General features: G+C 70.6%; 22 protein-coding genes, 2 tRNA genes, 1 other RNA gene and 1 pseudogene. 13 read left to right on the top strand and 13 right to left on the bottom strand.

Going from position 1 to position 19,091, the window contains the following annotated elements; all coding sequences use genetic code 11:
- From A8711_RS17875 to ffs, 5 genes are all read right to left on the bottom strand, one after another.
- A partial coding sequence (locus A8711_RS17875; protein ID WP_255365641.1) for an ABC transporter substrate-binding protein occupies positions 1 to 651 on the bottom strand: 651 nt, incomplete at its 3' end.
- Between the two features lie 322 nt (positions 652 to 973).
- Complete coding sequence (gene recR / locus A8711_RS17870; RefSeq protein WP_069088852.1) at positions 974 to 1,567, bottom strand: recombination mediator RecR; 594 nt, start codon at positions 1,565 to 1,567, stop codon at positions 974 to 976.
- An 8-nt stretch (positions 1,568 to 1,575) separates the two neighbouring features.
- On the bottom strand, positions 1,576 to 1,884 hold the full coding sequence (locus tag A8711_RS17865) for a YbaB/EbfC family nucleoid-associated protein (RefSeq protein ID WP_030502117.1): 309 nt from the start codon (positions 1,882 to 1,884) through the stop codon (positions 1,576 to 1,578).
- Between the two features lie 108 nt (positions 1,885 to 1,992).
- Positions 1,993 to 4,845, bottom strand: a complete 2,853-nt coding sequence (locus tag A8711_RS17860; protein WP_069088851.1) for a DNA polymerase III subunit gamma and tau — start codon at positions 4,843 to 4,845, stop codon at positions 1,993 to 1,995.
- 107 nt (positions 4,846 to 4,952) lie between these two features.
- Positions 4,953 to 5,042: signal recognition particle sRNA small type (ffs, locus tag A8711_RS17855), an RNA gene on the bottom strand.
- Between the two features lie 81 nt (positions 5,043 to 5,123).
- Here ffs and A8711_RS17850 point away from each other — a divergent pair.
- Both A8711_RS17850 and A8711_RS17845 read left to right on the top strand, forming a co-directional pair.
- Positions 5,124 to 5,208, top strand: a tRNA-Ser gene (locus A8711_RS17850).
- Positions 5,209 to 5,336: 128 nt separating this feature from the next.
- Positions 5,337 to 5,897: a hypothetical protein gene (locus A8711_RS17845; RefSeq protein ID WP_069088850.1), complete on the top strand. Its 561-nt coding sequence runs from the start codon at positions 5,337 to 5,339 to the stop codon at positions 5,895 to 5,897.
- Positions 5,898 to 5,945: 48 nt separating this feature from the next.
- Here A8711_RS17845 and A8711_RS17840 read toward each other — a convergent pair whose 3' ends face one another.
- The gene (locus A8711_RS17840; protein WP_069088849.1) at positions 5,946 to 7,166 is read right to left on the bottom strand and encodes an RNA polymerase sigma factor; all 1,221 of its coding nucleotides are present in this window, start codon (positions 7,164 to 7,166) and stop codon (positions 5,946 to 5,948) included.
- A complete protein-coding gene (locus tag A8711_RS17835; RefSeq protein WP_064446821.1) occupies positions 7,163 to 7,495 on the bottom strand; it encodes a YciI family protein in 333 nt (110 codons plus the stop codon). The genes A8711_RS17840 and A8711_RS17835 overlap by 4 nt, the downstream gene beginning before the upstream one ends.
- 164 nt (positions 7,496 to 7,659) lie before the next feature.
- Here A8711_RS17835 and A8711_RS17830 point away from each other — a divergent pair, with 164 nt between their 5' ends.
- The 3 genes from A8711_RS17830 to A8711_RS17820 are packed head-to-tail and all read left to right on the top strand — an operon-like array spanning position 7,660 to position 9,356.
- Positions 7,660 to 8,172 (top strand): NUDIX hydrolase, encoded by a 513-nt coding sequence (locus A8711_RS17830; RefSeq protein ID WP_069088848.1) that lies wholly within the window; start codon positions 7,660 to 7,662, stop codon positions 8,170 to 8,172.
- Positions 8,173 to 8,223: 51 nt separating this feature from the next.
- Positions 8,224 to 8,838 carry a hypothetical protein gene (locus A8711_RS17825; protein WP_043327831.1) on the top strand — a complete coding sequence of 205 codons (615 nt, stop codon included), beginning with the start codon at positions 8,224 to 8,226 and terminating at the stop codon, positions 8,836 to 8,838.
- Complete coding sequence (locus A8711_RS17820) at positions 8,835 to 9,356, top strand: hypothetical protein (protein WP_043327830.1); 522 nt, start codon at positions 8,835 to 8,837, stop codon at positions 9,354 to 9,356. Before A8711_RS17825 ends, A8711_RS17820 begins: the two co-directional genes overlap by 4 nt.
- A gap of 240 nt (positions 9,357 to 9,596) precedes the next feature.
- Here the strand turns inward: A8711_RS17820 and A8711_RS17815 are convergent, their stop codons facing one another.
- The gene (locus A8711_RS17815; protein ID WP_069088847.1) at positions 9,597 to 10,580 is read right to left on the bottom strand and encodes a hypothetical protein; all 984 of its coding nucleotides are present in this window, start codon (positions 10,578 to 10,580) and stop codon (positions 9,597 to 9,599) included.
- 319 nt (positions 10,581 to 10,899) lie between these two features.
- Here A8711_RS17815 and A8711_RS17810 point away from each other — a divergent pair, with 319 nt between their 5' ends.
- From A8711_RS17810 to A8711_RS17795, 4 genes are all read left to right on the top strand, one after another.
- Positions 10,900 to 11,511: a permease-like cell division protein FtsX gene (locus A8711_RS17810; RefSeq protein ID WP_069088846.1), complete on the top strand. Its 612-nt coding sequence runs from the start codon at positions 10,900 to 10,902 to the stop codon at positions 11,509 to 11,511.
- Entirely contained in the window at positions 11,508 to 12,092 is a 585-nt protein-coding gene (locus A8711_RS17805; protein ID WP_233607817.1) for a SigE family RNA polymerase sigma factor, read from the top strand. Before A8711_RS17810 ends, A8711_RS17805 begins: the two co-directional genes overlap by 4 nt.
- A gap of 697 nt (positions 12,093 to 12,789) precedes the next feature.
- The gene (locus A8711_RS32465; RefSeq protein ID WP_158629867.1) at positions 12,790 to 13,026 is read left to right on the top strand and encodes a ribbon-helix-helix protein, CopG family; all 237 of its coding nucleotides are present in this window, start codon (positions 12,790 to 12,792) and stop codon (positions 13,024 to 13,026) included.
- A gap of 412 nt (positions 13,027 to 13,438) precedes the next feature.
- Entirely contained in the window at positions 13,439 to 13,831 is a 393-nt protein-coding gene (locus A8711_RS17795) for a hypothetical protein (protein ID WP_069088844.1), read from the top strand.
- Positions 13,832 to 14,099: 268 nt separating this feature from the next.
- On the opposite strand, the gene A8711_RS32055 is transcribed toward A8711_RS17795, so the two are convergent.
- Positions 14,100 to 14,252: a DNA/RNA helicase domain-containing protein gene (locus tag A8711_RS32055; RefSeq protein ID WP_124778961.1), complete on the bottom strand. Its 153-nt coding sequence runs from the start codon at positions 14,250 to 14,252 to the stop codon at positions 14,100 to 14,102.
- Between A8711_RS32055 and A8711_RS17790 the strand changes: the two are divergent.
- Positions 14,217 to 15,424 (top strand): annotated as a pseudogene (locus tag A8711_RS17790) (tyrosine-type recombinase/integrase). The gene A8711_RS32055 and the pseudogene A8711_RS17790 overlap by 36 nt on opposite strands.
- An 86-nt stretch (positions 15,425 to 15,510) precedes the next feature.
- On the opposite strand, the gene A8711_RS17785 reads toward A8711_RS17790, so the two are convergent.
- Positions 15,511 to 15,597: transfer RNA gene (locus A8711_RS17785), tRNA-Ser, on the bottom strand.
- 75 nt (positions 15,598 to 15,672) lie between these two features.
- Between A8711_RS17785 and deoD the strand changes: the two genes are divergently transcribed.
- The 3 genes from deoD to A8711_RS17770 all read left to right on the top strand — a co-directional run bounded on the left by deoD (position 15,673) and on the right by A8711_RS17770 (position 17,596).
- On the top strand, positions 15,673 to 16,380 hold the full coding sequence (gene deoD, locus A8711_RS17780) for a purine-nucleoside phosphorylase (RefSeq protein ID WP_043327826.1): 708 nt from the start codon (positions 15,673 to 15,675) through the stop codon (positions 16,378 to 16,380).
- A gap of 113 nt (positions 16,381 to 16,493) precedes the next feature.
- On the top strand, positions 16,494 to 17,132 hold the full coding sequence (locus A8711_RS17775; RefSeq protein WP_030502134.1) for a TetR/AcrR family transcriptional regulator: 639 nt from the start codon (positions 16,494 to 16,496) through the stop codon (positions 17,130 to 17,132).
- The gene (locus A8711_RS17770) at positions 17,129 to 17,596 is read left to right on the top strand and encodes a thioesterase family protein (RefSeq protein ID WP_043327825.1); all 468 of its coding nucleotides are present in this window, start codon (positions 17,129 to 17,131) and stop codon (positions 17,594 to 17,596) included. The genes A8711_RS17775 and A8711_RS17770 overlap by 4 nt, the downstream gene beginning before the upstream one ends.
- A 12-nt stretch (positions 17,597 to 17,608) precedes the next feature.
- Here the strand turns inward: A8711_RS17770 and A8711_RS17765 are convergent, their stop codons facing one another.
- The 3 genes from A8711_RS17765 to A8711_RS32460 all read right to left on the bottom strand — a co-directional run bounded on the left by A8711_RS17765 (position 17,609) and on the right by A8711_RS32460 (position 19,041).
- Positions 17,609 to 18,052, bottom strand: a complete 444-nt coding sequence (locus A8711_RS17765) for a nucleoside deaminase (RefSeq protein ID WP_338104090.1) — start codon at positions 18,050 to 18,052, stop codon at positions 17,609 to 17,611.
- A 172-nt stretch (positions 18,053 to 18,224) separates the two neighbouring features.
- Positions 18,225 to 18,749, bottom strand: a complete 525-nt coding sequence (locus tag A8711_RS17760; protein WP_043327823.1) for a tRNA adenosine deaminase-associated protein — start codon at positions 18,747 to 18,749, stop codon at positions 18,225 to 18,227.
- A gap of 121 nt (positions 18,750 to 18,870) precedes the next feature.
- Positions 18,871 to 19,041 carry a hypothetical protein gene (locus A8711_RS32460; protein WP_166457820.1) on the bottom strand — a complete coding sequence of 57 codons (171 nt, stop codon included), beginning with the start codon at positions 19,039 to 19,041 and terminating at the stop codon, positions 18,871 to 18,873.
- Positions 19,042 to 19,091: the final 50 nt, after the last annotated feature.

Genomic DNA, 19,091 nt, shown 5'->3' with positions numbered 1-19,091 from the left:
GTCCTCGGCGGTGCCGGTCACGTTGCTGGCGTCGTACTGCTCCATCGCCTTGGGGCTCTGCATCGAGAACGACGGCAGCATCAGCGCGGCCGGGATCTTGCTGGAGACCCGGGTGAACGTGAGGTCCACAGTGGTGGCGTCCTTGGCGGTGCAGGACTTGAAGAGGCTCGGCCCCAGCTCCGGGTCCTCGTTCTTGGCGAACCCGCCCATGACGTCCTGCCAGTACGCGGTCACGTCCGGGCTCTGCATGAGGCCCTTGGCGTTGTACCAGCGGTCGAAGTTGGCGCAGACGGCCTCGGCGTTGAAGTCGGTGCCGTCGTGGAACTTCACGCCCGAGCGGAGCTTGAAGGTCCAGGTGGTGCCCGCCGCGTCCGGCGTCCAGGACTCCGCGAGGCCCGGCGTCACCTTGGTGCCGCCCTCCTCCGGACGGACCAGCGTCTCGAAGACCTGGCGCGCCACGCGCAGCGACTCACCGTCGCTGGCGAAGCTGGGGTCGAGCACCTTCGGGTCTCCGGCGACGCCGAAGACGAGGGTGTCCTTCTTGCTATTTCCTCCGGAGCCGCTCTCACGGTCGCTCTCGGCGCAGCCTGCAACCGCGAGGGCCGCGACCGCGACGGCCGCGATTGCGACCTTCGGCCTGGATGCACGCATGGTGCTTCACCTCGTCCTTGGGGGTACGGACAACGTGGTGACAGGGTCACCGATGTGCGCAGACCTTAGCCCTCGGGTGGACGGCGCGGAAACGGGCGGGGGGCGGGTTGGTATCGAATCGTGTCTGTTCTGGATCGAGGCATTCGATTCGAAGGAGAACACTGCCTAGCGCCGAATTTTCGTCGGTTTGAAGGCCGAATTTATTACGTCGATCCGGTCCCGGACGCACGTTCGTGTCAGATCGGCGCGCACCGGGTTCCAGCGCGCGAACGCGTCCGGCGGGCACCCCGCAGGGCACCCGCCGGAAGCGACGCGGCACAACTCAGACGGCTCGGCGCCCCTCGAACGCGCGGCCCAGCGTGATCTCGTCGGCGTACTCCAGATCGCCGCCGACCGGCAACCCACTCGCCAGCCGGGTCACCGCGATCCCCATCGGCTTGACCATCAGCGCCAGATAGGTGGCGGTCGCCTCGCCCTCGGTGTTCGGGTCGGTGGCCAGGATCAGCTCACGTACCGAACCACTGCCGAGGCGCGTCATCAGCTCACGGATCCGCAGGTTGTCCGGACCGATGCCCTCCAGCGGATTGATCGCGCCACCGAGCACGTGGTAGCGCCCGCGGAACTCCCCGGTCCGCTCGATCGCCACCACGTCCTTGGGCTCCTCGACCACGCAGAGCACCTCGTCGGTACGCCGGGGATCGCGGCAGATCCGGCACTGCTCCGACTCGGCCACGTTGTAGCAGGTCGTGCAGAACCGGACCAGGTCCTTGACCTTGCGCAGCGCGCCGGCCAGCCGGTTCACGTCGGCCGGATCCGCCGACAGCACATGGAATGCGATCCGCTGGGCGCTCTTCGGGCCCACGCCCGGCAGCCGGCCCAGCTCGTCGATCAGATCCTGGATGGCACCCTCGTACATCTGCCGGCTCAGAACCCGGGCAGGCCGAGGCCGCCCATGCCGCCCGCGACCGGGCCCATCTTCTTCTCGGTCAGCTCGCGGGCCGCCTCGGCGGCGTTGTGCACGGCCGCGACCACCAGGTCCTCGAGCGTCTCGACGTCCTCCGGGTCGACCGCCTTCGGGTCGATCTTGATCGCCTTCAGCTCACCGGTGCCGGCGACGGTCGCGGTGACCAGGCCACCGCCGGCGGTGCCGGTCAGCTCCGCCTCGGCCAGCTCGGCCTGGGCCTTGGCGATCTGCTGCTGCATCTTCTGCGCCTGCTTCAGCATCTGCTGCATGTTCGGCTGTCCACCTGGGCGCACGGACCGCTCCTTTTTCCACTCGTCTGCTCGGCCGCGCCCAGCCTAGTCGGGCCACGGCGCGGCTCCTTCGCGGTCGGCGCGCGCTCAGCGCGCGTCCACCTCGTCGATCTTCTCGGCCCCGAACGTCTCACGCAGCAGCTGAACCGCCTGCTCCTCGCTCGACTGCCGGGCCGTCCGCTCGTCGATCACGTCGTCGAGCGGCTCGTCGCCCGGGTCGAACCCCTCGTAGGCCGGCGCCGCGGCGGGCGCCCGCCCACCCCGGACCGGGCCGTCGAAGTCCGGGTCGTAGGGCGGCTCGCCCGCCCATTCGGCGTCGGCCGTCTTCCGCGCCGGCTGCGCCGCGCGCGACCCCTTGCCGGGACCGCCGCCGGCAGCAGCCGCGGCTGCGGCACGCGCCGCCGCGATCGCGCTGTTCTTCGGCCCGCCGCCCCCCGGCCTCGCGCCACCGGCCGGCGCCGCCGGGGGTGCGGCAGGCTTGGGTACGGCGACAGGGGCGGTAGCGGTCGCCGTGCCCCCGCCCGGACGTGCCGCCGCCGGCCAGTCCTCCGCGTCGCCGGCGCTCGCGGCCGAGGCGGCAGCGGTCGCCGCGCCACCGGGCCGCACCGGCTCCGGCCAGTCGTCCTCGTCGGCCTGCCCGGCCGCGCCCTGACTGCCGAGGGTTCGGTTGCCCGTGGCACCGGTCGAGCCGGACACCGGCTGTCCCGGGGCGTCGCCGAGACCGGCGGATGCCGGACGACCGGCAGCACCGGAGTCAGGACGGCCCGGTCCGGCGTCCGTCGAGCCAGGACGGCTCGCGTCGGGTGTGGTCGAGTGGGAGAAGTCGCCCGAGCTGCCGGAATCGGAGCGCGCCTGAGCATTGGCCGCCGCTCCGGGGGCCGGGCGGCCGGGTGAGGTGTCGGACGCCGGAGCCGCCGCAGCGGACGCCGGGCGGCCCGGGACGCTGTCGGACGGTGCGCGGTCGGGCGTGCTGTCGGTCTGCGCTCGTGCCGCGCCGGACGGGCGGGACGGGCCGCCGAGCGATGCGGCGCCGCGCTCGCCCGCCACCTCGCAGCGGATCTGCCAGCGACCGCCGAACTCCTCGTAGAGCGCGTCGGTCAGCACGGCCGCGTGGTCGGCCATCATCTTCGCCAGCACCGTCGACTTCACGGTCAGTACGAGCGTGTCGCCGTCCAGGTCGCGCACCACCGCGTCCCGCATCAGCGCGGCGATCCGCTTGTTGCTCCGGTTCACCTTGCCTACTACCTCGGGCCAGACCCGGCGCACGGCCACCGCGTCGAGCGCCCCGGGATTCGCCGCGCCGGGGCGGGGCGGCTCGGGCGTGGCGGGGTCGGGCATCACCGCAGACGGCGGCACCGGACGTCGGGCGGCGGCCTGACCGGAAGTCGTCGGGCCGGCAGTTGACCGCTCGGAGGCCGACGCGGAGAACCCGGCGTCCGTGCCGGGGTGAGTTCCGGCAGCCGCTGTCGCCTCGGTCGTCGACGAGCCGGAATCGGCAGCGGCCGGGCCGGCGTCGGCAGCCGCACCGGCCGGGGCGGGACGGGAGCCGGTAGCCCCGACGGCAGAGCCCGGGCGGGAACCGGGCGCGGCGCTGCGGGAACCGGCAGCGGCGGCTGCGGCGGCACGTGCGGCGGCGGCACCGGTCGGGGCACCGGGAGCCGCCGGCGTGCCGGCGGTGTCCGGGTGGACCGCGGCGGCAGCCGCGCCCGGGGCGGGAGCCGCCGGGCGTACCTCAGGGGTCTGGGTGGGATGCGCGGACGGCGACGGCTCGACGCCGCCCAGCGTCAGCCGGCGTTCCATCCGCTCCAGGCGCTGGAGCAGGCCGCCGGACGAGTCGTCCGCGCCGGGCAGCAGCATCCGGGCGCAGATCAGCTCCAGCAGCAGCCGGGGCGCTGTCGTGCCGCGCATCTCGACCAGGCCGTTGTGCACGATGTCCGCGCAGCGGGACAGCGTGGCCGGGCCGAGACGCTGCGCCTGGGCGGCCATCCGCTCGATCTGGTCGGCCGGGCCGTCGATGAGGCCCTTGGCGGCGGCATCCGGCACCTGCTGGAGCACGATCAGGTCGCGGAGGCGTTCCAGCAGGTCGGAGGCGAAGCGGCGCGGGTCGTGGCCGGCCTCGGCGACCCGGTCGACAGTGGCGTACGCGGCGGCGCCGTCACCGGCGGCGAGCGCGTCGCACATCTCGTCGATCAGCGCCGAGTCGGTGACGCCGAGCAGCGCGGCGGCCCGGGCGTAGCCGACACCCTCCGGGCCGGCGCCGGCGATGAGCTGGTCGAGTACGGAGAGGCTGTCCCGGGCGCTGCCGCCACCGGCGCGGACCACCAGCGGGAATACAGCCGGATCGACAGTGACGCCCTCGGCCTCGCAGAGCTGCTCAAGGTAGGGACGGAGCACCTTCGGCGGGATCAGCCGGAACGGGTAGTGGTGGGTCCGCGACTTGATCGTGCCGAGGACCTTCTCCGGTTCGGTGGTGGCGAAGATGAACTTGACGTACTCCGGGGGCTCCTCGACCAGCTTCAGCAACGCGTTGAAGCCGGCCGACGAGACCATGTGCGCCTCGTCGATGACGTAGATCTTGAAGCGGCTGCGGGCCGGCGCGAAGAACGCCTTCTCCCGCAGCTCACGGGCGTCGTCGACACCACCGTGGCTGGCCGCGTCGATCTCGATCACGTCGATCGAGCCGGCGCCGTCGGTCGCGAGCGAACGGCAGGACTCGCACTGCCCGCACGGCTCGGGCGTGGGGCCCTGCTCACAGTTGAGCGAGCGGGCCAGGATCCGGGCGCTGGAGGTCTTGCCGCAGCCCCGGGGGCCGGAGAAGAGGTACGCGTGGTTCAGCCGGCCGCTGCGCAGCGCCTGCGACAACGGCTCGGTGACGTGATCCTGGCCGATGATCTCGGCGAACGTCCGCGGCCGGTACTTGCGGTAAAGGGCCAGTGCCACCCGTCCCGCCTCCTCTCGACCGAGCCATTCTGCGCCGGTCGGCCCCGGGTGACCACCCACCACCCCGTGACCCGACCCGCAGCGACGTTACCCGGCCCGGGAGACAGAAAGGCCTCCCGTGCACCCGGCAGAGCTCGCTTATCCTTGCTGCCTTCCGGCCCTGGGGAGGTTCACGAGGTACCGCCGCACGGGAGGTGACGCCAAGCCTACCCGAAGGGTTGTGGATCTTCCGGGAGGGTGGGGTGGCCCGCCGTCGCGGGACCTGTATCCTGGCTCGCGGAGGATTCGCCTAGAGGCCTAGGGCGCACGCTTGGAAAGCGTGTTGGGTTTACACCCTCACGAGTTCGAATCTCGTATCCTCCGCTCGCTTGAGCAGCACGAACGGAAGGGCCGGCCCCGTCAGGGACCGGCCCTTCGTCGTCTCTACGGTCGCTCCGGCTCGCCGTCCTGTCCTCAGCGCTGCGCAGAAGCCGGGCTGATACGTTCCGTCGATGGGGCAGAGCCTGGATGAGATTGTCCGGTCAACCTTCCGCCGCACCATCGAGTTCATGCCCGGCGAACTCCGACGGGCACCGCTGGCCAGCTGGAACGAGTCGGTCTTTCGCTATTTTTTCTGCCGACATCTGCCTGGCGTCGACGAGGGCGTGCAGCCGTTCGTGGAGTGCGAACGGATCGACCTCGTCCTGCATGGCGGCGACGAGAAGGCGTTCGTCGAGTTCAAGTTCTATGTGCATCCGCGACGGTTTGACCCCTACACAGGCGCCTCGTCCGGCTTCAAGGGTGGCCCCGGCCTGCAGAACCTGCAGGAGTTCCAGAGGTGCGTTCAACAGCTCCACGATCGAAAGTCGGTCCCGGGGCTGTCCAAGTACGTCGTCCTCGCCTACGCCGACCCAATCACCGGCACCAAGCGGTACTCGGACTACTACGACGACTATCGGCACTCCGATGAGAGAGTCACTCTCGACCTTCAAGAGTCTGCCGAGTTCATCAACGCTCGCGAAGAGCGAATTCAGGCCAAGCTTTTCACCGTCGATGCATACGGCGAACGCTGAACGAGCTCGGGCGATGGCCGAGTGGTCGGAGAATCAGCAGCGTTGCTCTTACCGGCCGCCCAACTGGTCCCGCCGCCGCTTCAAGTACGCCGTCTCCGCGCTGTTCCCCGCCAACTCGATCGCCCGCTCGTACGCCTCCCGCGCCTCCCCACCCCGCCCGATCCGCCGCAGCAGCTCGGCCCGCGTCGCGTGGTACGCGTGATATCCCTCCAGCGGCAACCCGTCCACCTCGGCGAGCGCCACCTGCGGCCCGTCCAGTTCGGCGACCGCCACGGCCCGGTTGAGTCGCACGATCGGCGACGGGTCGACGCGTACCAAATGGTCGTAGAGCGCGGCGACCTGCGACCAGTCGGTGTCCCGCGCGTCGCGGGCGTCGGTGTGTACGGCGTTTATCGCGGCGAGGATCTGGTAGCGGCCCGGCGGCCGTGCGGCGGCGATGCACGCGCGGACCAAGGCGTGGCCCTCGGCGATGAGGTCGCGGTCCCAGGCGCTGCGGTCCTGCTCGGCGAGGACGACGAGTTCGCCGGTCGCGGAGACCCGGGCGGGCCGGCGGGCCTCGGTCAGCAGCATCAGAGCCAGGAGACCGGTGACCTCGTGGTCGGCGGGCAGCAGCGTACGGACCAGCCGGGTGAGCCGGATCGCCTCGCCGGTCAGGTCGGCGCGCACCGCCTCCTTGTCGGGGTCGGAGGCGAGGTAGCCCTCGTTGAAGACCAGGTAGAGAACGGCGAGCACGCCGGTGACGCGGGCCGGCAGGTCCTCGCGGGACGGCACCCGGTACGGGATCCCGGCCGCCTTGATCTTCGTCTTGGCCCTGGTGATCCGCCGGCTCATGGCGGCTTCCTGAACCAGGTACGCCCGGGCGATCTCCGGCACTGTGAGTCCGCCGACCAGGCGCAGCGTCAGCGCCACCCGCGCTTCCATGGCCAGCGCCGGATGGCAGCAGGTGAAGATCAGGCGGAGCCGGTCGTCGTCGATGACACCGAGCGGTTCCGGCACGTCGGTCAGCATCAGCGCCTCCCGGTGCTTGTCCTCCCGCCGGCTCTCGCGCCGGATCCGGTCGACGGCCCTGCGGTACGCGACTGTGGTGAGCCACGCGCCGGGGTTCGGCGGCACGCCGTCGGCCGTCCAGCGTTCGACGGCGGCGGCGAACGCCTCGGCGGTCATCTCCTCGGCCACGTCGAGATCGCCGATGCGCCGGGCGAGCGTGGCGACCACCCGGGCCCACTCCTCGCGGTGGACCCGGGTGAGCACCTCGCCGATGTCTGTCACGCGGTCAGGAACGGCCGCAACTCGACCCGCCTGTTGCACCGTTGCGACGCCAGCGCGGCGAGCGGGAGCGCCACGTCGAAGTCGGGCGCCTCGATGATCCAGAACCCGCCGACGTACTCCTTCGTCTCCACGTAGGGGCCGTCGGTGAACACCGGGTTCCCGTCCCGCGCGTCCACGACGGTGGCGGTCTCCGGTGCCGCGAGGCCACCGGCGAAGACCCAGTGGCCGTCGGCGCGCAACCGCTCGTTGAACTCACCGATCGCGGCCATCTCCGCCTCGGTGGCCGAGCCGGTCGTGTCGTCGAGTACGGAGATCAGGTACTGCGCCATCGGTTCCTCTTTCGCCTTCCCCGGCCGCCTCGCGGCCACTGTCACCCCGGCTACGAACGCCTCCACCCCGATCCGACCACCTCCGCCGAGATCGACCAGGCGATTCTCGTACGCGAACGCCGAGGCCGCTGCCGACGGCGTGAGGACGGCCGACAATCGTCGGTATGGCCGACGAGCGTCCCCTGTACGAGCGAGATCCGGCAGCCTGGCAGGCCCACCTCGCCGAGGGCAACGCACGGCAGCCCCGGAAGCGGGTGGGAGCCGACGTACTGCTGCGCAACGGTGACGGCGACGTCCTGCTGGTAGATCCGCGCTACAAGCCGGACTGGGACCTGCCGGGCGGCATGGCGGAGGCGAACGAGCCGCCGCACCTGGCCGCCGAGCGGGAGGTGCGCGAGGAGCTGGGTCTCGAACTGCGCATCGGACCGTTGCTGGTGGTGGACTGGGTCGCACCGCACGGCCCGTGGGACGACAGCCTGATGTTCATCTTCGACGGCGGTGCACTGCCTCCCGCCGAGCCGTTGAAACCGGCTGACGGCGAACTGGCTGACGCACGATTCGTTGCGCTCGATGATGCGCAGGCGCTGCTTCGCCCGTACGTTTGGCATCGGCTGCGTCACGCGGTGGCCGCGCTGAGCGACGGACGCCCGAGGTATCTGACCAACGGAGCCACCTGAGATCGTCGTACACATGTTCTATCCACAGCCTGTGGACGCCGAGAGGACCGGATGAGTTACCAGCTCAGCGCCGTGGTCGCCGACGTCGAGCTGCTTCGCGAGCAGACCGCCGACCTGGACCACGCGGTGCTCGCCGCACTCCGTCAGGACTTCGCGCTGCTGCCGGTGACCCCGCAACTGGTGCAGGAGCTGACCGGCGGGCTGCCGGATTTCGCCACCGACGAGCCGCGCGCCGAGCGCCCGTTCCGGCTGGTGCTCTCGCCGCCGCTGGCGGAGGTGCTGGCCCGCTGGTCGACCAGCGGCCCGGTCGCGTACCTGGAGGCGGAGTTCGCGGGCGGGCTGGGCCACCAGTCGGCGGTGGTGTGGCTGGGCGGCGAGGTGAGCTGGGGGCCGCGGTACGACGCCGCGCTGGACCGGCCGCGTACCGAGTGGCCGATCAACACGGCGCTGGCCAGGCTGGGCGCGGAGCCGGGCGCGTGGATCGACCCGTTCGCGGAATTGGGCCTGCACCTGGAGCGCGACACCGACGGCTGGCTGACGCACGGCCGGCGCGGGCTGTCCGCCGACTACTGGGACGAGCTGGCCGAAGAGTGGGAACTTCGCCAATCCGGCCAGCACCAGCAACCTCATCGCCCCGGTCCCGTTGGTGACTGGGGGATTGCATGAAATTACGACAATTCGGCTTTATTGCCGTACTGCTTGCTGCCGCATCAGTGGCGGGCAGCGGCGTTCATCCACAGTGGCCGGCCCGGCCCGTCGGCGCCGCCCAGGTGGTCAGCCTGGAGGGCCTGCGCGACGCGGAGTTCGGCGCCACCGAGGCGGACCTGACCCGCCGCGGCGTGCTGCGCGCCGACGAGGAGGCCTGCGGGCCCGCACTCGTCGGACACGGGGCGGTCAGCCCGATCTTCGTCGACGACCGGCTCGTCCTGCTCTGGCTGGACGACCCGATGAGCACACCGGAGGGCATCAGCGCCGGCACGCCGATCGGCGAGGTCCGCGCCGCGTACCCCGGCGCCACCGACCTGCCGGCGCCGCCCGGCAGTCACCGCTTCGCCGGGCTGCTCGCCCGCGACGGCGACCGCGCGTACCTGTTCCTGCACGACGGCGTCACCGTCCGCGAGATCATCGCCGGGTACGCGGACTGGGCCCGCCGCCTCTTCGACGAGGGCTACGGCCCCTGCTGACATTCGGCTCGACCACCTGACTGCGGCGATCACGTGCTCGGGCTCATGGACCGCATACCGGAAGCCGCGATCACCTGCTTCCTCGACGCGGTCGAGGCGCACCGCCCCGCCCGTCTCGCCGTGACCTCGCCGACGCGGCCCCGAGGCCACCACCGGAGGATCATGTTCCGGCAGTGCTCGTCGCCGGTACCGCGCCGACCAGGCCCCGGCAGCGAGAACGCCCGGCCGAGCTGACAGCGGTCAGTACTTCCGCGACGGCTCGGCCGGCCCGGCGCCCGGCACGCTCGCGGGCAGTGCCGGTTGCAGGGCCTCCAGCGCCCGGCTGACGCCCAGGCCGGCGAGGATCGCCAGCGCGAAGACGACAGTCGGCAGCCACCGGGGGCCGTCCGCGACGAGGATGATCATCTGCACCAGGCACAGCAGGGTGATCCCCAGCACGGTGCCCGCGAAGCCGCCCCGCCCGCCGGCCACGCTCACGCCGCCGAGCAGGACGGCGCCGGCCACCAACGTCAGCTGGCCGATGTCGGCCGATGCGGTTGCTGCGCCGATCCGGCCGGCCAGCAGGACTCCGGCCGCGCCCGCGATCAGGCTGGAACCGCCCAGGCCGATGACCGCGCCCAGCAGCCGTGCACCGAACGGCGACAGCGGCTCCCCGGCGACGACCCGGTTGCCGCTCAGCGCCCGCCGCACCGCCGGGATCGACCACACCACCGCGCCGCCGATCGACAGCAGGAGAAACAGCACCAGCCACCCGGCCCCGGCACCGTCGGACCGGATCCAACCTTCGCTCGCGAGCCGCCGCGGACCGCCGCTGCCGGTGGTGGCGAGCAGAATGCCCTGCGTCAGGGCAAGCCCGCCGAGCGACACCGCCCACCCGGGCGCCTGCAGCAGCCCGGCGATCAGGCCCATCCCGAGACCGAAGAACGCCGCGGCGGCGATCGCGGCGACCGCCGCGACGAGGACCGGGGCGCCGGCGTCGAGCACCTCCGCGTACGTCAGGCCGGCGAGTGCCCCGACTGCGACGACCGCGAGGTTGGGCGTGGCGGTGCGCAGCGACAGCGCGAAGGCGGTCGCCAACAGGCCGGCGGAGGCGATGTTGAACACCAGCGGCGACAGCCGCGACCCGTCCTGGGAGTACCACACCACCGCGGCGACGACGGTCAGCGCCAGCAGCACCGCCTCCCAGATCAGGTGGGGCCGGAAGGAGCCACCGGAACGGGACATGACCGGTCCGGCGGGTGCCAACGGTTGTTCAGGCGTGAAAACCACAGCGGTTCCTCCCTTGTGCGGACGCTGACACTAACCCGCAGGACACCGCAGATACACGAGCCAGATACCTAGAGCTGTCCGGGCGCTCGCCGCAGCAGCCAGGCGCTCACCAACCTGCCGGGCCCATGTTCGCCGGGTACGCGGACTGGGCCCACCGCCACTTCGACGAGGGCTACGGCCCCTGCTGACCCGACCCGCCGGAACTCCGGTGTGACCGATACGGCGACTCGACCGGTCCCTAAGAGAGGACGCCGTCGGACACCAGGAGCGAGTTGTGGACCAGAAACTGCATGTGCTCTTCGAGCGGGCACTCGAGGTGGAACCCGTACCCCCGACCGGGGAACTGGCCCGGGAGGCCATGGCCGGGGGCGCCGCGCTGCGACGCAGGCGCCGGCTGGTCACGGGAGGCACGGCGGCCTGTCTCGTCACGATCGCCGCCGTCCTGGTCGCCCTGAACCTGACGCCGACATCGAGGGAACCGGTGCCGCCGGTGGTGGCGGCCGGAGCGCTGATGCCCTCCGCCGACGCCACCTGTGCGCGGCAGTGGGGTGACGAGCCGGTCGACGTCCGCGTCTTCCTGCGGCATGACATCACTGATCAGCAGCGGCTCGACCTACACGACGCGCTCCGGTCGGCTCCGCTCGTGCGGAGCGTGACGTTCCAGAGCCGGGACGAGGCGTATGCCAGATTCAAGGAGATGTACCGGAACAGCCCGGATCTGGTCCACGCGGTCAAACCGGAGCAGATGCCCGAGTCCTTCCAGGTCACGTTGACGAGGGCGAAGGACTACTCCGAACTCGTGGCGAACTTCCACGACCGGGACGGCGTCGATCAGGTCCTGGGCGGTCCGTGCCCGGCGCGCTCGGACTCCGGGGAGGGTGAGTGACCAGCGGGCAGATCGACGTACGCGCAACGCCGACCGCCGAACGCCCGGCCGCACCGCTGGCCCGCTGGAGCGCCGCCCGTCGCCGTGAGCGCAGCAACCGGGACGAGGACTTCAGCGCGTTCGTCGCGGCGACCGCGCCCCGGCTGAGACGCACCGCCTACCTCATGTGCCGGGACTGGCACCTCGCCCAGGACCTGACCCAGATCACGTTCACCCGGATGTACGCCTCATGGGCCCGCATCCGGCATGCCGCGAACCTCGACGCGTACAGCCGCCGGGTGCTCATGAACGCCGTCTTCGACCAGCGGAGCCGGCGCAGCGGCACCGAGGTGGTCTGCGCCGATCTCCCCGAGCGGCCGGAACCGGCGGCGGCGACGGACCTGCACGTCGCGTTGATGACCGCGCTGGCGACGCTGCCGATCCGGGACCAGGCGATCGTGGTGCTGCGGCACTGGGAAGACCAGAGCGTCGCCACCGTCGCCCAGATCCTGCGCATCTCCGTGTCGGCGGTGAAGATGCGGGACGCCCGGGCGTTGAGCCGGATCCGCGCGCTGCTCGGCGAGGACTTCACCGGGAGTTGACCCGGCACGCGGAACGCCCGGTCGATCCTCACGGATCGACCGGGCGTTCTCGCTGTTCACGAGCGGTGGCGGCGGGATTTGAACCCGCGGAGGGCGTAAACCCTCACACGCTTTCGAGGTCTGCGATCATGCGTCCGCTCTGGTCCGATAGTGGCCGCGAGCAGGCGTGATAATCCCCGACGACTGGCGGCATACACCCGCGTACCGCGGCGAACGAGACCGCAATTGAGACCGGCAGCGGTGCTGGCCGCGCCGCCGTCCTCCACGAGCCAAACCTTCACGCCCGCTTGGCTCGCTAAGGGTGCTCTGCGCACCGGCCGGAGCCCTGCCGCTCAGGATTGGTCTCGGCGGCGCTTCGGATCCGACCATCCGGCCCCCCTGGTTTGCGCGGCAGACAGCGACAGCAGGGCCTTCCTCCTGCGGACGGTCAACGTGGTGGCCCGACATGGCATCGGTTCCGCCCAGCCCGCGAGAGGGTGAAGCGAGACGCAGGACCGCTCCGCACATCGCCACAGGTGCGGCACATCGACGTTGCGGATGTGGAATTTTGACGTATGCTCGACGTGGAGAGGAGGTGAGAAGCGATGTCAAACCCTCATCAGCCGCCGGCACGTACGCGGGCGGGGGCGCTCGTCGCAGCACGGGGACCGCCGGCAGCCGCATTGACCGGTACCCAGCTAGTCGCCGAGGAGTGGCCATGAGCAAAGAGACGCCGGAGGCGACGTCGGGACAGATGCGACTGTCGGTGAACTTGTCAGCCGACGCCGCCGAAGCTATCCGCGAACTGACGGAGCGTCGCGGCATAACGATCACAGAGTTGATCCGTCGGGCGATTTCGACGCAGAAGTATGTGGATGACGCGGTTAACCGCGGCGCAAAGATCCTCATTGAAGAACCCGACGAAAAACTCCGCGAGCTAATCTTCGTCCTTTGATAACTGAATCGTCTGAATGATTCTTTGGCGAGATTGCGTCAACCAGACTTCACGAGCCGTCTAGAAGCCGCGAGCTGAACTCAGAGGACAGTGCCTAACGCGCGACCGATGCGCGTTCATCAAATCTGACGGATGGCGTCCTTCAACCTAGGAGGCGAGCATGAGGCTATAGAAGCGATTTGGCTCCCTGGGGTCCTAGAGCCAAATCGCACTAATCCACGGACCCAAGCAGAAAAATCTGTAACCACATCCGTCTACCAAGGCAGAGAACGCGGCAGGATCGACAATTGCCTGCCGCAAGGAGAGTCGAGGAACCGCTAGCACCATGATCTTCCTGCCCTCACGGGCACCTCCTCGAGAACGGCGTCCAACAGTTTTATAAGAGACGGCTCGAGGGCTTGGGAAGACGCAAATGAATTCAGACGAGGAATCCGCGCCGAGCGACCTGAAGCCAAAGCAGGGATCGGCGCCCGCCAAAGCCAAGCGGCGTGATCGCGAGACGACCGACCCCGAACGGGACGAGTTCGTCTCCGATGAGGAGATGGCTCCAGGACTAATCTTTCCCGAGAGCATGCTTTACCGCGAGAAGGTGCGGGCGACGCTCATAGTCGTCCTGCTTTTCTATCTGATGCTCTGGGGGGCCGCGTCGGTCGGCCTGATTGCAGCAGGTGCGGCATCCGCTCAGGAGTTGACCACTCTGTTGACCGTCTTCGTCACGCCGATCCTACCGATGTTCGGCGTTGCGATGGCCTTCTACTTTAATCAGCGCCCGCCTCAAGCGAGCGCACGGTTGCGGCGGATGTAAACGTCACCAACAAACAAGTAGGAAGCACCAGCACCAGCTCCGGGAACCAGTGTTAGCGGCTCACTGGTTCCCGGAGCTGATGCTTGTTCCTATCATGCCTGGCAGGTAAACGAAAAGCAGCCAACAGGGAGGGCGCGCCGCTACCACCCGAGCCCCACGTCCCCGACACGCTTCCCAGCCGCCCCGGCCGAAAGTGGTCAACTGCCAAATTGTCTTGCCACGTGAGCTACCGGCTGGGCGGCCATCGTCGCCCGGCCCCTGCGATTGCTCAGACCTTCGAGATGCCGAGGCTGGCGAGCATGGAGCGTGTCTCGGGGTCGACTGAGTAGAGGACGGCTCCGCGCATGCCGCGGGTGGCGAGCACCTTGTAAGTGTTGCGGACCAGTTGGTCGAAGTTCGCGGCGCCGACGGGTCCTGGCATGGCCGGGTCACCATCGGTGTGAAGGACAACGGATCGCCGGACCGCCGGCACGTGCGTGGGAAAACCGAGGCCGCTGTCATCAAAAAGGTGCGGCTCCTTGAGCGGGAGCGGGACAGTGGCACGGTCCGCAAGGCCGGCCAGCGCTGGACAGTGAAGACCTGGCTGATCTCACTGGGTAGAAAACATCGCTGCGTCGGCCGTGCGAGAGAACACCCTCGCCGGCTACCGGGTGGCCGTCTACCGGCACCTCATCCCCGGTCTCGGCGCCCACCGGATCGAGCGCCTAGAGCCCGAGCACCTGGAACGCTTCTACCGCCGGATGCAGGACACTGGCAGCGCCGCTGCAACCGCCCACCAAGCGCACCGCACGATCCGCACCGCACTCAACGAGGCCGTACGTCGAGGGCACCTCGTCAAGAACCCCGCCACCCTTGCCAAGGCACCACGCCTGCCGGAAAAGTGAGATCGAGCCGTACACGGTCGCTGAGGTGCAGCGGTTGATGGCCGTGACCCGTGGCCGGCGCAACGGCGCGCGGTGGGCGGTCGCGCTGGCCCTCGGCCTGCGTCAGGGGGAAGCGCTTGGCCTGCGCTGGTCGGATGTCGACCTAGACGCGGGGACGCTGACCGTCCGGCRCGGCCGGCAGCGGCCGAGGTGGGAGCACGGGTGTCGCTCACCATGCGGCCGGAAGCACGGCGGGCACTGCCCGGACCGCCGCCAGGTGCGGGCCGATACCGCCGAGACGAAGTCCCGCGCCGGCCGGCGCAGCATCGGACTTCCTGACGAGCTGGTGGCGCTGCTCCGCAAGCACCGCGACGAACAGGCACAGGAGCGCATAACCGCTGCCCAGCTCTGGGAGGTAGGTGACTGGCTGTTCGCCACGCCAACCGGCGGCCCGGTGAACCCGCGGACCGATTACGACGAGTGGAAGCGTCTGCTCAAGCTCGCCGGGCTACGCGACGGCCGACTACATGACGCCCGGCACACCGCCGCAACGGTGTTGCTGATCCTCGGGGTGGCCGAACGGGCGGTGATGGGAATCATGGGCTGGTCGAACTCAGCGATGGCGGCCCGGTACCAACACCTCACCGCCCAGGTCCGTCGGGACATCGCCCAGCGCGTCGGAGGGCTGCTCTGGGACACCCCGGCAGAGGACGCGAAACCAGCCTCTTGAACAGCAACTGAGACCGAAACTGAGACCACAAGCAGAACGCCCGGCCGATCCTCGGGGATCGGCCGGGCGTTCTCGCTGTTCACGAGCGGTGGCGGCGGGATTTGAACCCGCGGAGGGCGTAAACCCTCACACGCTTTCGAGGCGTGCTCCTTAGGCCACTCGGACACGCCACCGCCGACGAGGGTACAGGACCGCCGGCTTGGACGCCGAACCGGTATCCCTCGGCCCGGCCTGGCAGGATCTTTGCCATGAGTACGCACATCGGCGCTGAGCCGGGAGAGATCGCCGAGCGGGTCCTGATGCCGGGCGACCCGCTGCGGGCCAAGTGGATCGCGGAGACCTACCTGGAGGGGGCCCGCTGCTACACGACGGTGCGCGGCATGCTGGGCTTCACCGGCAAGTGGAACGGCGTTGACGTGTCCGTCCAGGGCTCCGGCATGGGCATGCCGTCCGCCTCGATCTACGCCCACGAGCTGGTAAACGAGTACGGCGTGAAGTCGCTGATCCGGGTCGGCTCCTGCGGCGCGCTGACCGAGGATCTGCAGCTGCGGGACGTGGTGGCGGCGATCGGGTCGTCCACCGACTCGAACATGAACCGGATGCGCTTCGACGGGCTGATCGACTACGCCCCGGTGGCCGACTTCGGGTTGCTGCGTACCTCGGTCGAGGTGGCCGAGCGGCGCGGCATCAGCATGCGGGTGGGGCCGATCCTGGCGGCGGACGCCTTCTACACGGACCGGCCGGACCTGTACGACACGCTCGCCGACTACGGCGTGCTGGCGGTGGAGATGGAGTCGGCGGCGCTCTACACGATCGCGGCGCGCTTCAAGGCCCGCGCGCTGACGATCCTGACCGTCAGCGACCACATCAAGACCGGCGAGAAGACCACGTCGCAGGAGCGTGAGCAGACGTTCGGCCAGATGGTCGAGATCGCGCTGGACACCATCATCGCCTGACCTGATCGACCCTGGGCCGCCCCGTCACCGCAAGGTGGCGGGGCGGTCGCGCGTTACCCGGGTCACAAAAATAAATACGACCGGTCGTGCTTGTTTCCCGATACGCTGCCCGCATGACCTCCGACGGCCGCGTCGCCCGTGGCGACCGCACCCGCACCGCGGTGCTGGACACCGCCGTGGCGCTGGCCACCGAGGTCGGCCTGCACGGCCTCTCCCTGGCGCAGCTCGCCGACCGGCTGGAGGTGAGCAAGTCCGGCCTCTTCGCGCACTGGCGCTCCAAGGAGGCGCTGCAACTCGCCACCGTCGACCGGGCCGTCGCGCAGTGGCAGGAGATGATCGTCGCGCCCGCCCTGGAGGCGCCCCGGGGCGTACGCCGGCTGCGCGCGCTGCACGAGGCCCGGATCGACTTCTACGCCGCCCGGGTGCTGCCCGGCGGCTGCTTCTTCGCGAACACCGAGTTCGAGTACAACGCCCGCCCCGGCCCGGTCCGCGACCGGCTCGCCGAGGCGTTCGCCCGCTGGACCGCGCTGCTGGAACGCCTCGTCCAGGAGGCGGTGGACCTCGGCGAACTCCCCGCCGACCTGGACGTGCCACTGCTCGCGTACGAGATCGACGCGCTGGGGATCAGCGCGGTGATGCGGTCCCGGCTGCTCGACCCGGACGCCACCTACCGGCACGCCCGCCAGGGCCTGCTGACCCGGCTGCGGGCGCTCTGCCCGGATCCGACCCTGCTACCGGAAGGCCAGTCATGAGCCACACCACAGTCGAGCGGCAGGCCGCCGAGTTCGGGCACGTCGCGCACGTGCCGGTGCACTTCGACGACCTCGACGCCATGGGCCTGCTGCACAACGCCCGCTACGCGGTGCTGCTGGAACGCGCGCTCACGCCGTACTGGGCCGAGCGCGGCGTCGCCTTCCGCGGCGACGTGCACGCCGCGCCGGACGTGTTCCACGCGGTCCGCGAGTTCACCATCAGCTACCGCGCGCCGGTCACCGGCGTCGGCACTGTGGCTGTGCACTTCTGGCTGGAGCACTTCGGCACCAGCAGCGCCCGGTACGCCTTCGAGTTCCGCTCGACCGACGGCGCCACCGTGCACGCCACCGGCACCCGGTCGATCGTCCGGCTCGACCCGGCGACGTTGCGCCCGACCGCGTGGACCGAGGTCGCCCAGGGGGTCGCCGCGACGCTGCTGCGCCCGGCGCCGACGAGCGCCTGAGCCGAGCACACCTCAGCGAAAGAACGCGCGCAGCAACGCCGCGCTCTCGCGTTCCAGCACGCCGCCGTACACCTCGGGGCGGTGCGTGACGCGGCGGTCGCGCAGCACGTCCCAGAGCGACCCGACCGCGCCGGTCTTGGGTTCCCACGCGCCGAACACCACTGTCGAGACGCGGGCCAGCGCGATCGCCCCGGCGCACATGGTGCACGGCTCCAGCGTCACGACGAGCGTGCAGTCGTCCAGCCGCCAGCGGCCCAGCCGCTGCGCGGCCCGGCGCAACGCCAGCACCTCGGCGTGCGCGGTCGGGTCGCCGGTCAGCTCCCGCTCGTTGCGCCCGATCGCCAGTTCGGCGCCGTCGGGGCCGTAGAGCACCGCGCCGACCGGCACGTCGTCGGCGTCGGGGATCGCCTCGTCCGGGCCGGTCACCGCGACCTCCAGGGCCCGGCGCATCCACAGCTCGTGCCGCTGCCGGCGGCCGACCGCGCCCGGTTCGGCGAGCGCCTCGTCCGCGCCGGGACCGACGCGCGCGGCCCGGCCGGGGGTGGGCTGCCCCGGGCGTACGGTCTCCAGCGCCGGATCGGTCGCGTCGGCGGGTTCGGCGGCGCCGGGCGTCACTGACTCCCCGGACTCAGACCTCACGCAACTCCTCGACCTCGTCCACGCAGCCGAGCACCTGGCAGATCTCGGCGGTGACGTCGGCCGGCATGGAACCCTCGTGTGCGCAGAGCGCGAGCAGCTTCTGCGCCGGGATGCCCAGGTCGGCCAGCAGGTCGGCGTCGCCGACCGGGTCGGCCTCCGGGTCCACAGCGGGCTGCTCGTTGTCGTCGTCCCCGCTGGAGGCGCGCGGCTCGTCGACCTCCTCCAGCCCGGTCACCGACGTCTTCAGATCGCCGACCAGCAGCGCGCCCAGGCGGGACTCCTCCGCGAACGCCGAGTCGGAGCCGAAGACCCGCAGGTCCTCCCCCTCGTCCAGGCGCAGGACGACCAGGTACGTGTCGTCCGCCTCGACGAACAGCAGCGACAGGTCGGCGTCCGGCTCGACGTCGCGCAGCCGGTCCGCCACCTCCTCGATGTCGGTGACGCCCCGCAGGCTCACCTCGCCCGCGGTCCAGCCGCCGTCGACGCGCGCCACGGCAGCAGCGAAGTACGACACGGTCCCCCCAAATTGGCCTCGGCAGCACGCCGACAGGTCACGCGATGCACGTTAACCGGTCGGGTCGGCGGGCGACCGGTCAACGCCCCGTAAGGGCCGGCCGTTCTGAAGAGAAAGCCGGTCAGCCGACGACGCGCCGACGGGTGGCGATGAGTTGGCGCAGCCGCTCGGTACGCGCGCGCTGTGGTCGCTGGCGCTGCTGCACCGCGCGGGCACCGGCCAACTCGGCAAGGAGTTGCAGGCGACGGCGGCTCCGCTCGGGGTCGAGCCGCGGCGGTGTGGTCCAGGCCATACCGCCGAGGGTGGACCGTCACCGCGCGAACGTCAAGGTGGCCTTCGCTA

The sequence above is a fragment of the Micromonospora sp. II genome, assembly GCF_001709195.1.
In the GTDB taxonomy this organism is placed as follows: domain Bacteria; phylum Actinomycetota; class Actinomycetes; order Mycobacteriales; family Micromonosporaceae; genus Micromonospora; species Micromonospora chalcea.
This window is presented reverse-complemented; position numbering and strand designations above follow the sequence as displayed.

Excerpts from the sequence above, each read along its gene's own strand:
- A8711_RS17830 (WP_069088848.1), top strand. The coding sequence starts at position 7,660 with ATGGCCGACGAGCGTCCCCTGTACGAGCGAGATCCGGCAGCCTGGCAG.
- A8711_RS17795 (WP_069088844.1), top strand. The coding sequence starts at position 13,439 with ATGAATTCAGACGAGGAATCCGCGCCGAGCGACCTGAAGCCAAAGCAG.
- A8711_RS17820 (WP_043327830.1), top strand. The coding sequence starts at position 8,835 with ATGAAATTACGACAATTCGGCTTTATTGCCGTACTGCTTGCTGCCGCA.
- recR (WP_069088852.1), bottom strand. The coding sequence starts at position 1,567 with ATGTACGAGGGTGCCATCCAGGATCTGATCGACGAGCTGGGCCGGCTG.
- A8711_RS17825 (WP_043327831.1), top strand. The coding sequence starts at position 8,224 with ATGAGTTACCAGCTCAGCGCCGTGGTCGCCGACGTCGAGCTGCTTCGC.
- A8711_RS17815 (WP_069088847.1), bottom strand. The coding sequence starts at position 10,580 with ATGTCCCGTTCCGGTGGCTCCTTCCGGCCCCACCTGATCTGGGAGGCG.
- deoD (WP_043327826.1), top strand. The coding sequence starts at position 15,673 with ATGAGTACGCACATCGGCGCTGAGCCGGGAGAGATCGCCGAGCGGGTC.
- A8711_RS17845 (WP_069088850.1), top strand. The coding sequence starts at position 5,337 with ATGGGGCAGAGCCTGGATGAGATTGTCCGGTCAACCTTCCGCCGCACC.
- A8711_RS17775 (WP_030502134.1), top strand. The coding sequence starts at position 16,494 with ATGACCTCCGACGGCCGCGTCGCCCGTGGCGACCGCACCCGCACCGCG.
- A8711_RS32460 (WP_166457820.1), bottom strand. The coding sequence starts at position 19,041 with ATGGCCTGGACCACACCGCCGCGGCTCGACCCCGAGCGGAGCCGCCGT.
- A8711_RS32055 (WP_124778961.1), bottom strand. The coding sequence starts at position 14,252 with ATGCCAGGACCCGTCGGCGCCGCGAACTTCGACCAACTGGTCCGCAAC.
- A8711_RS32465 (WP_158629867.1), top strand. The coding sequence starts at position 12,790 with ATGAGCAAAGAGACGCCGGAGGCGACGTCGGGACAGATGCGACTGTCG.
- A8711_RS17835 (WP_064446821.1), bottom strand. The coding sequence starts at position 7,495 with ATGGCGCAGTACCTGATCTCCGTACTCGACGACACGACCGGCTCGGCC.
- A8711_RS17865 (WP_030502117.1), bottom strand. The coding sequence starts at position 1,884 with ATGCAGCAGATGCTGAAGCAGGCGCAGAAGATGCAGCAGCAGATCGCC.
- A8711_RS17770 (WP_043327825.1), top strand. The coding sequence starts at position 17,129 with ATGAGCCACACCACAGTCGAGCGGCAGGCCGCCGAGTTCGGGCACGTC.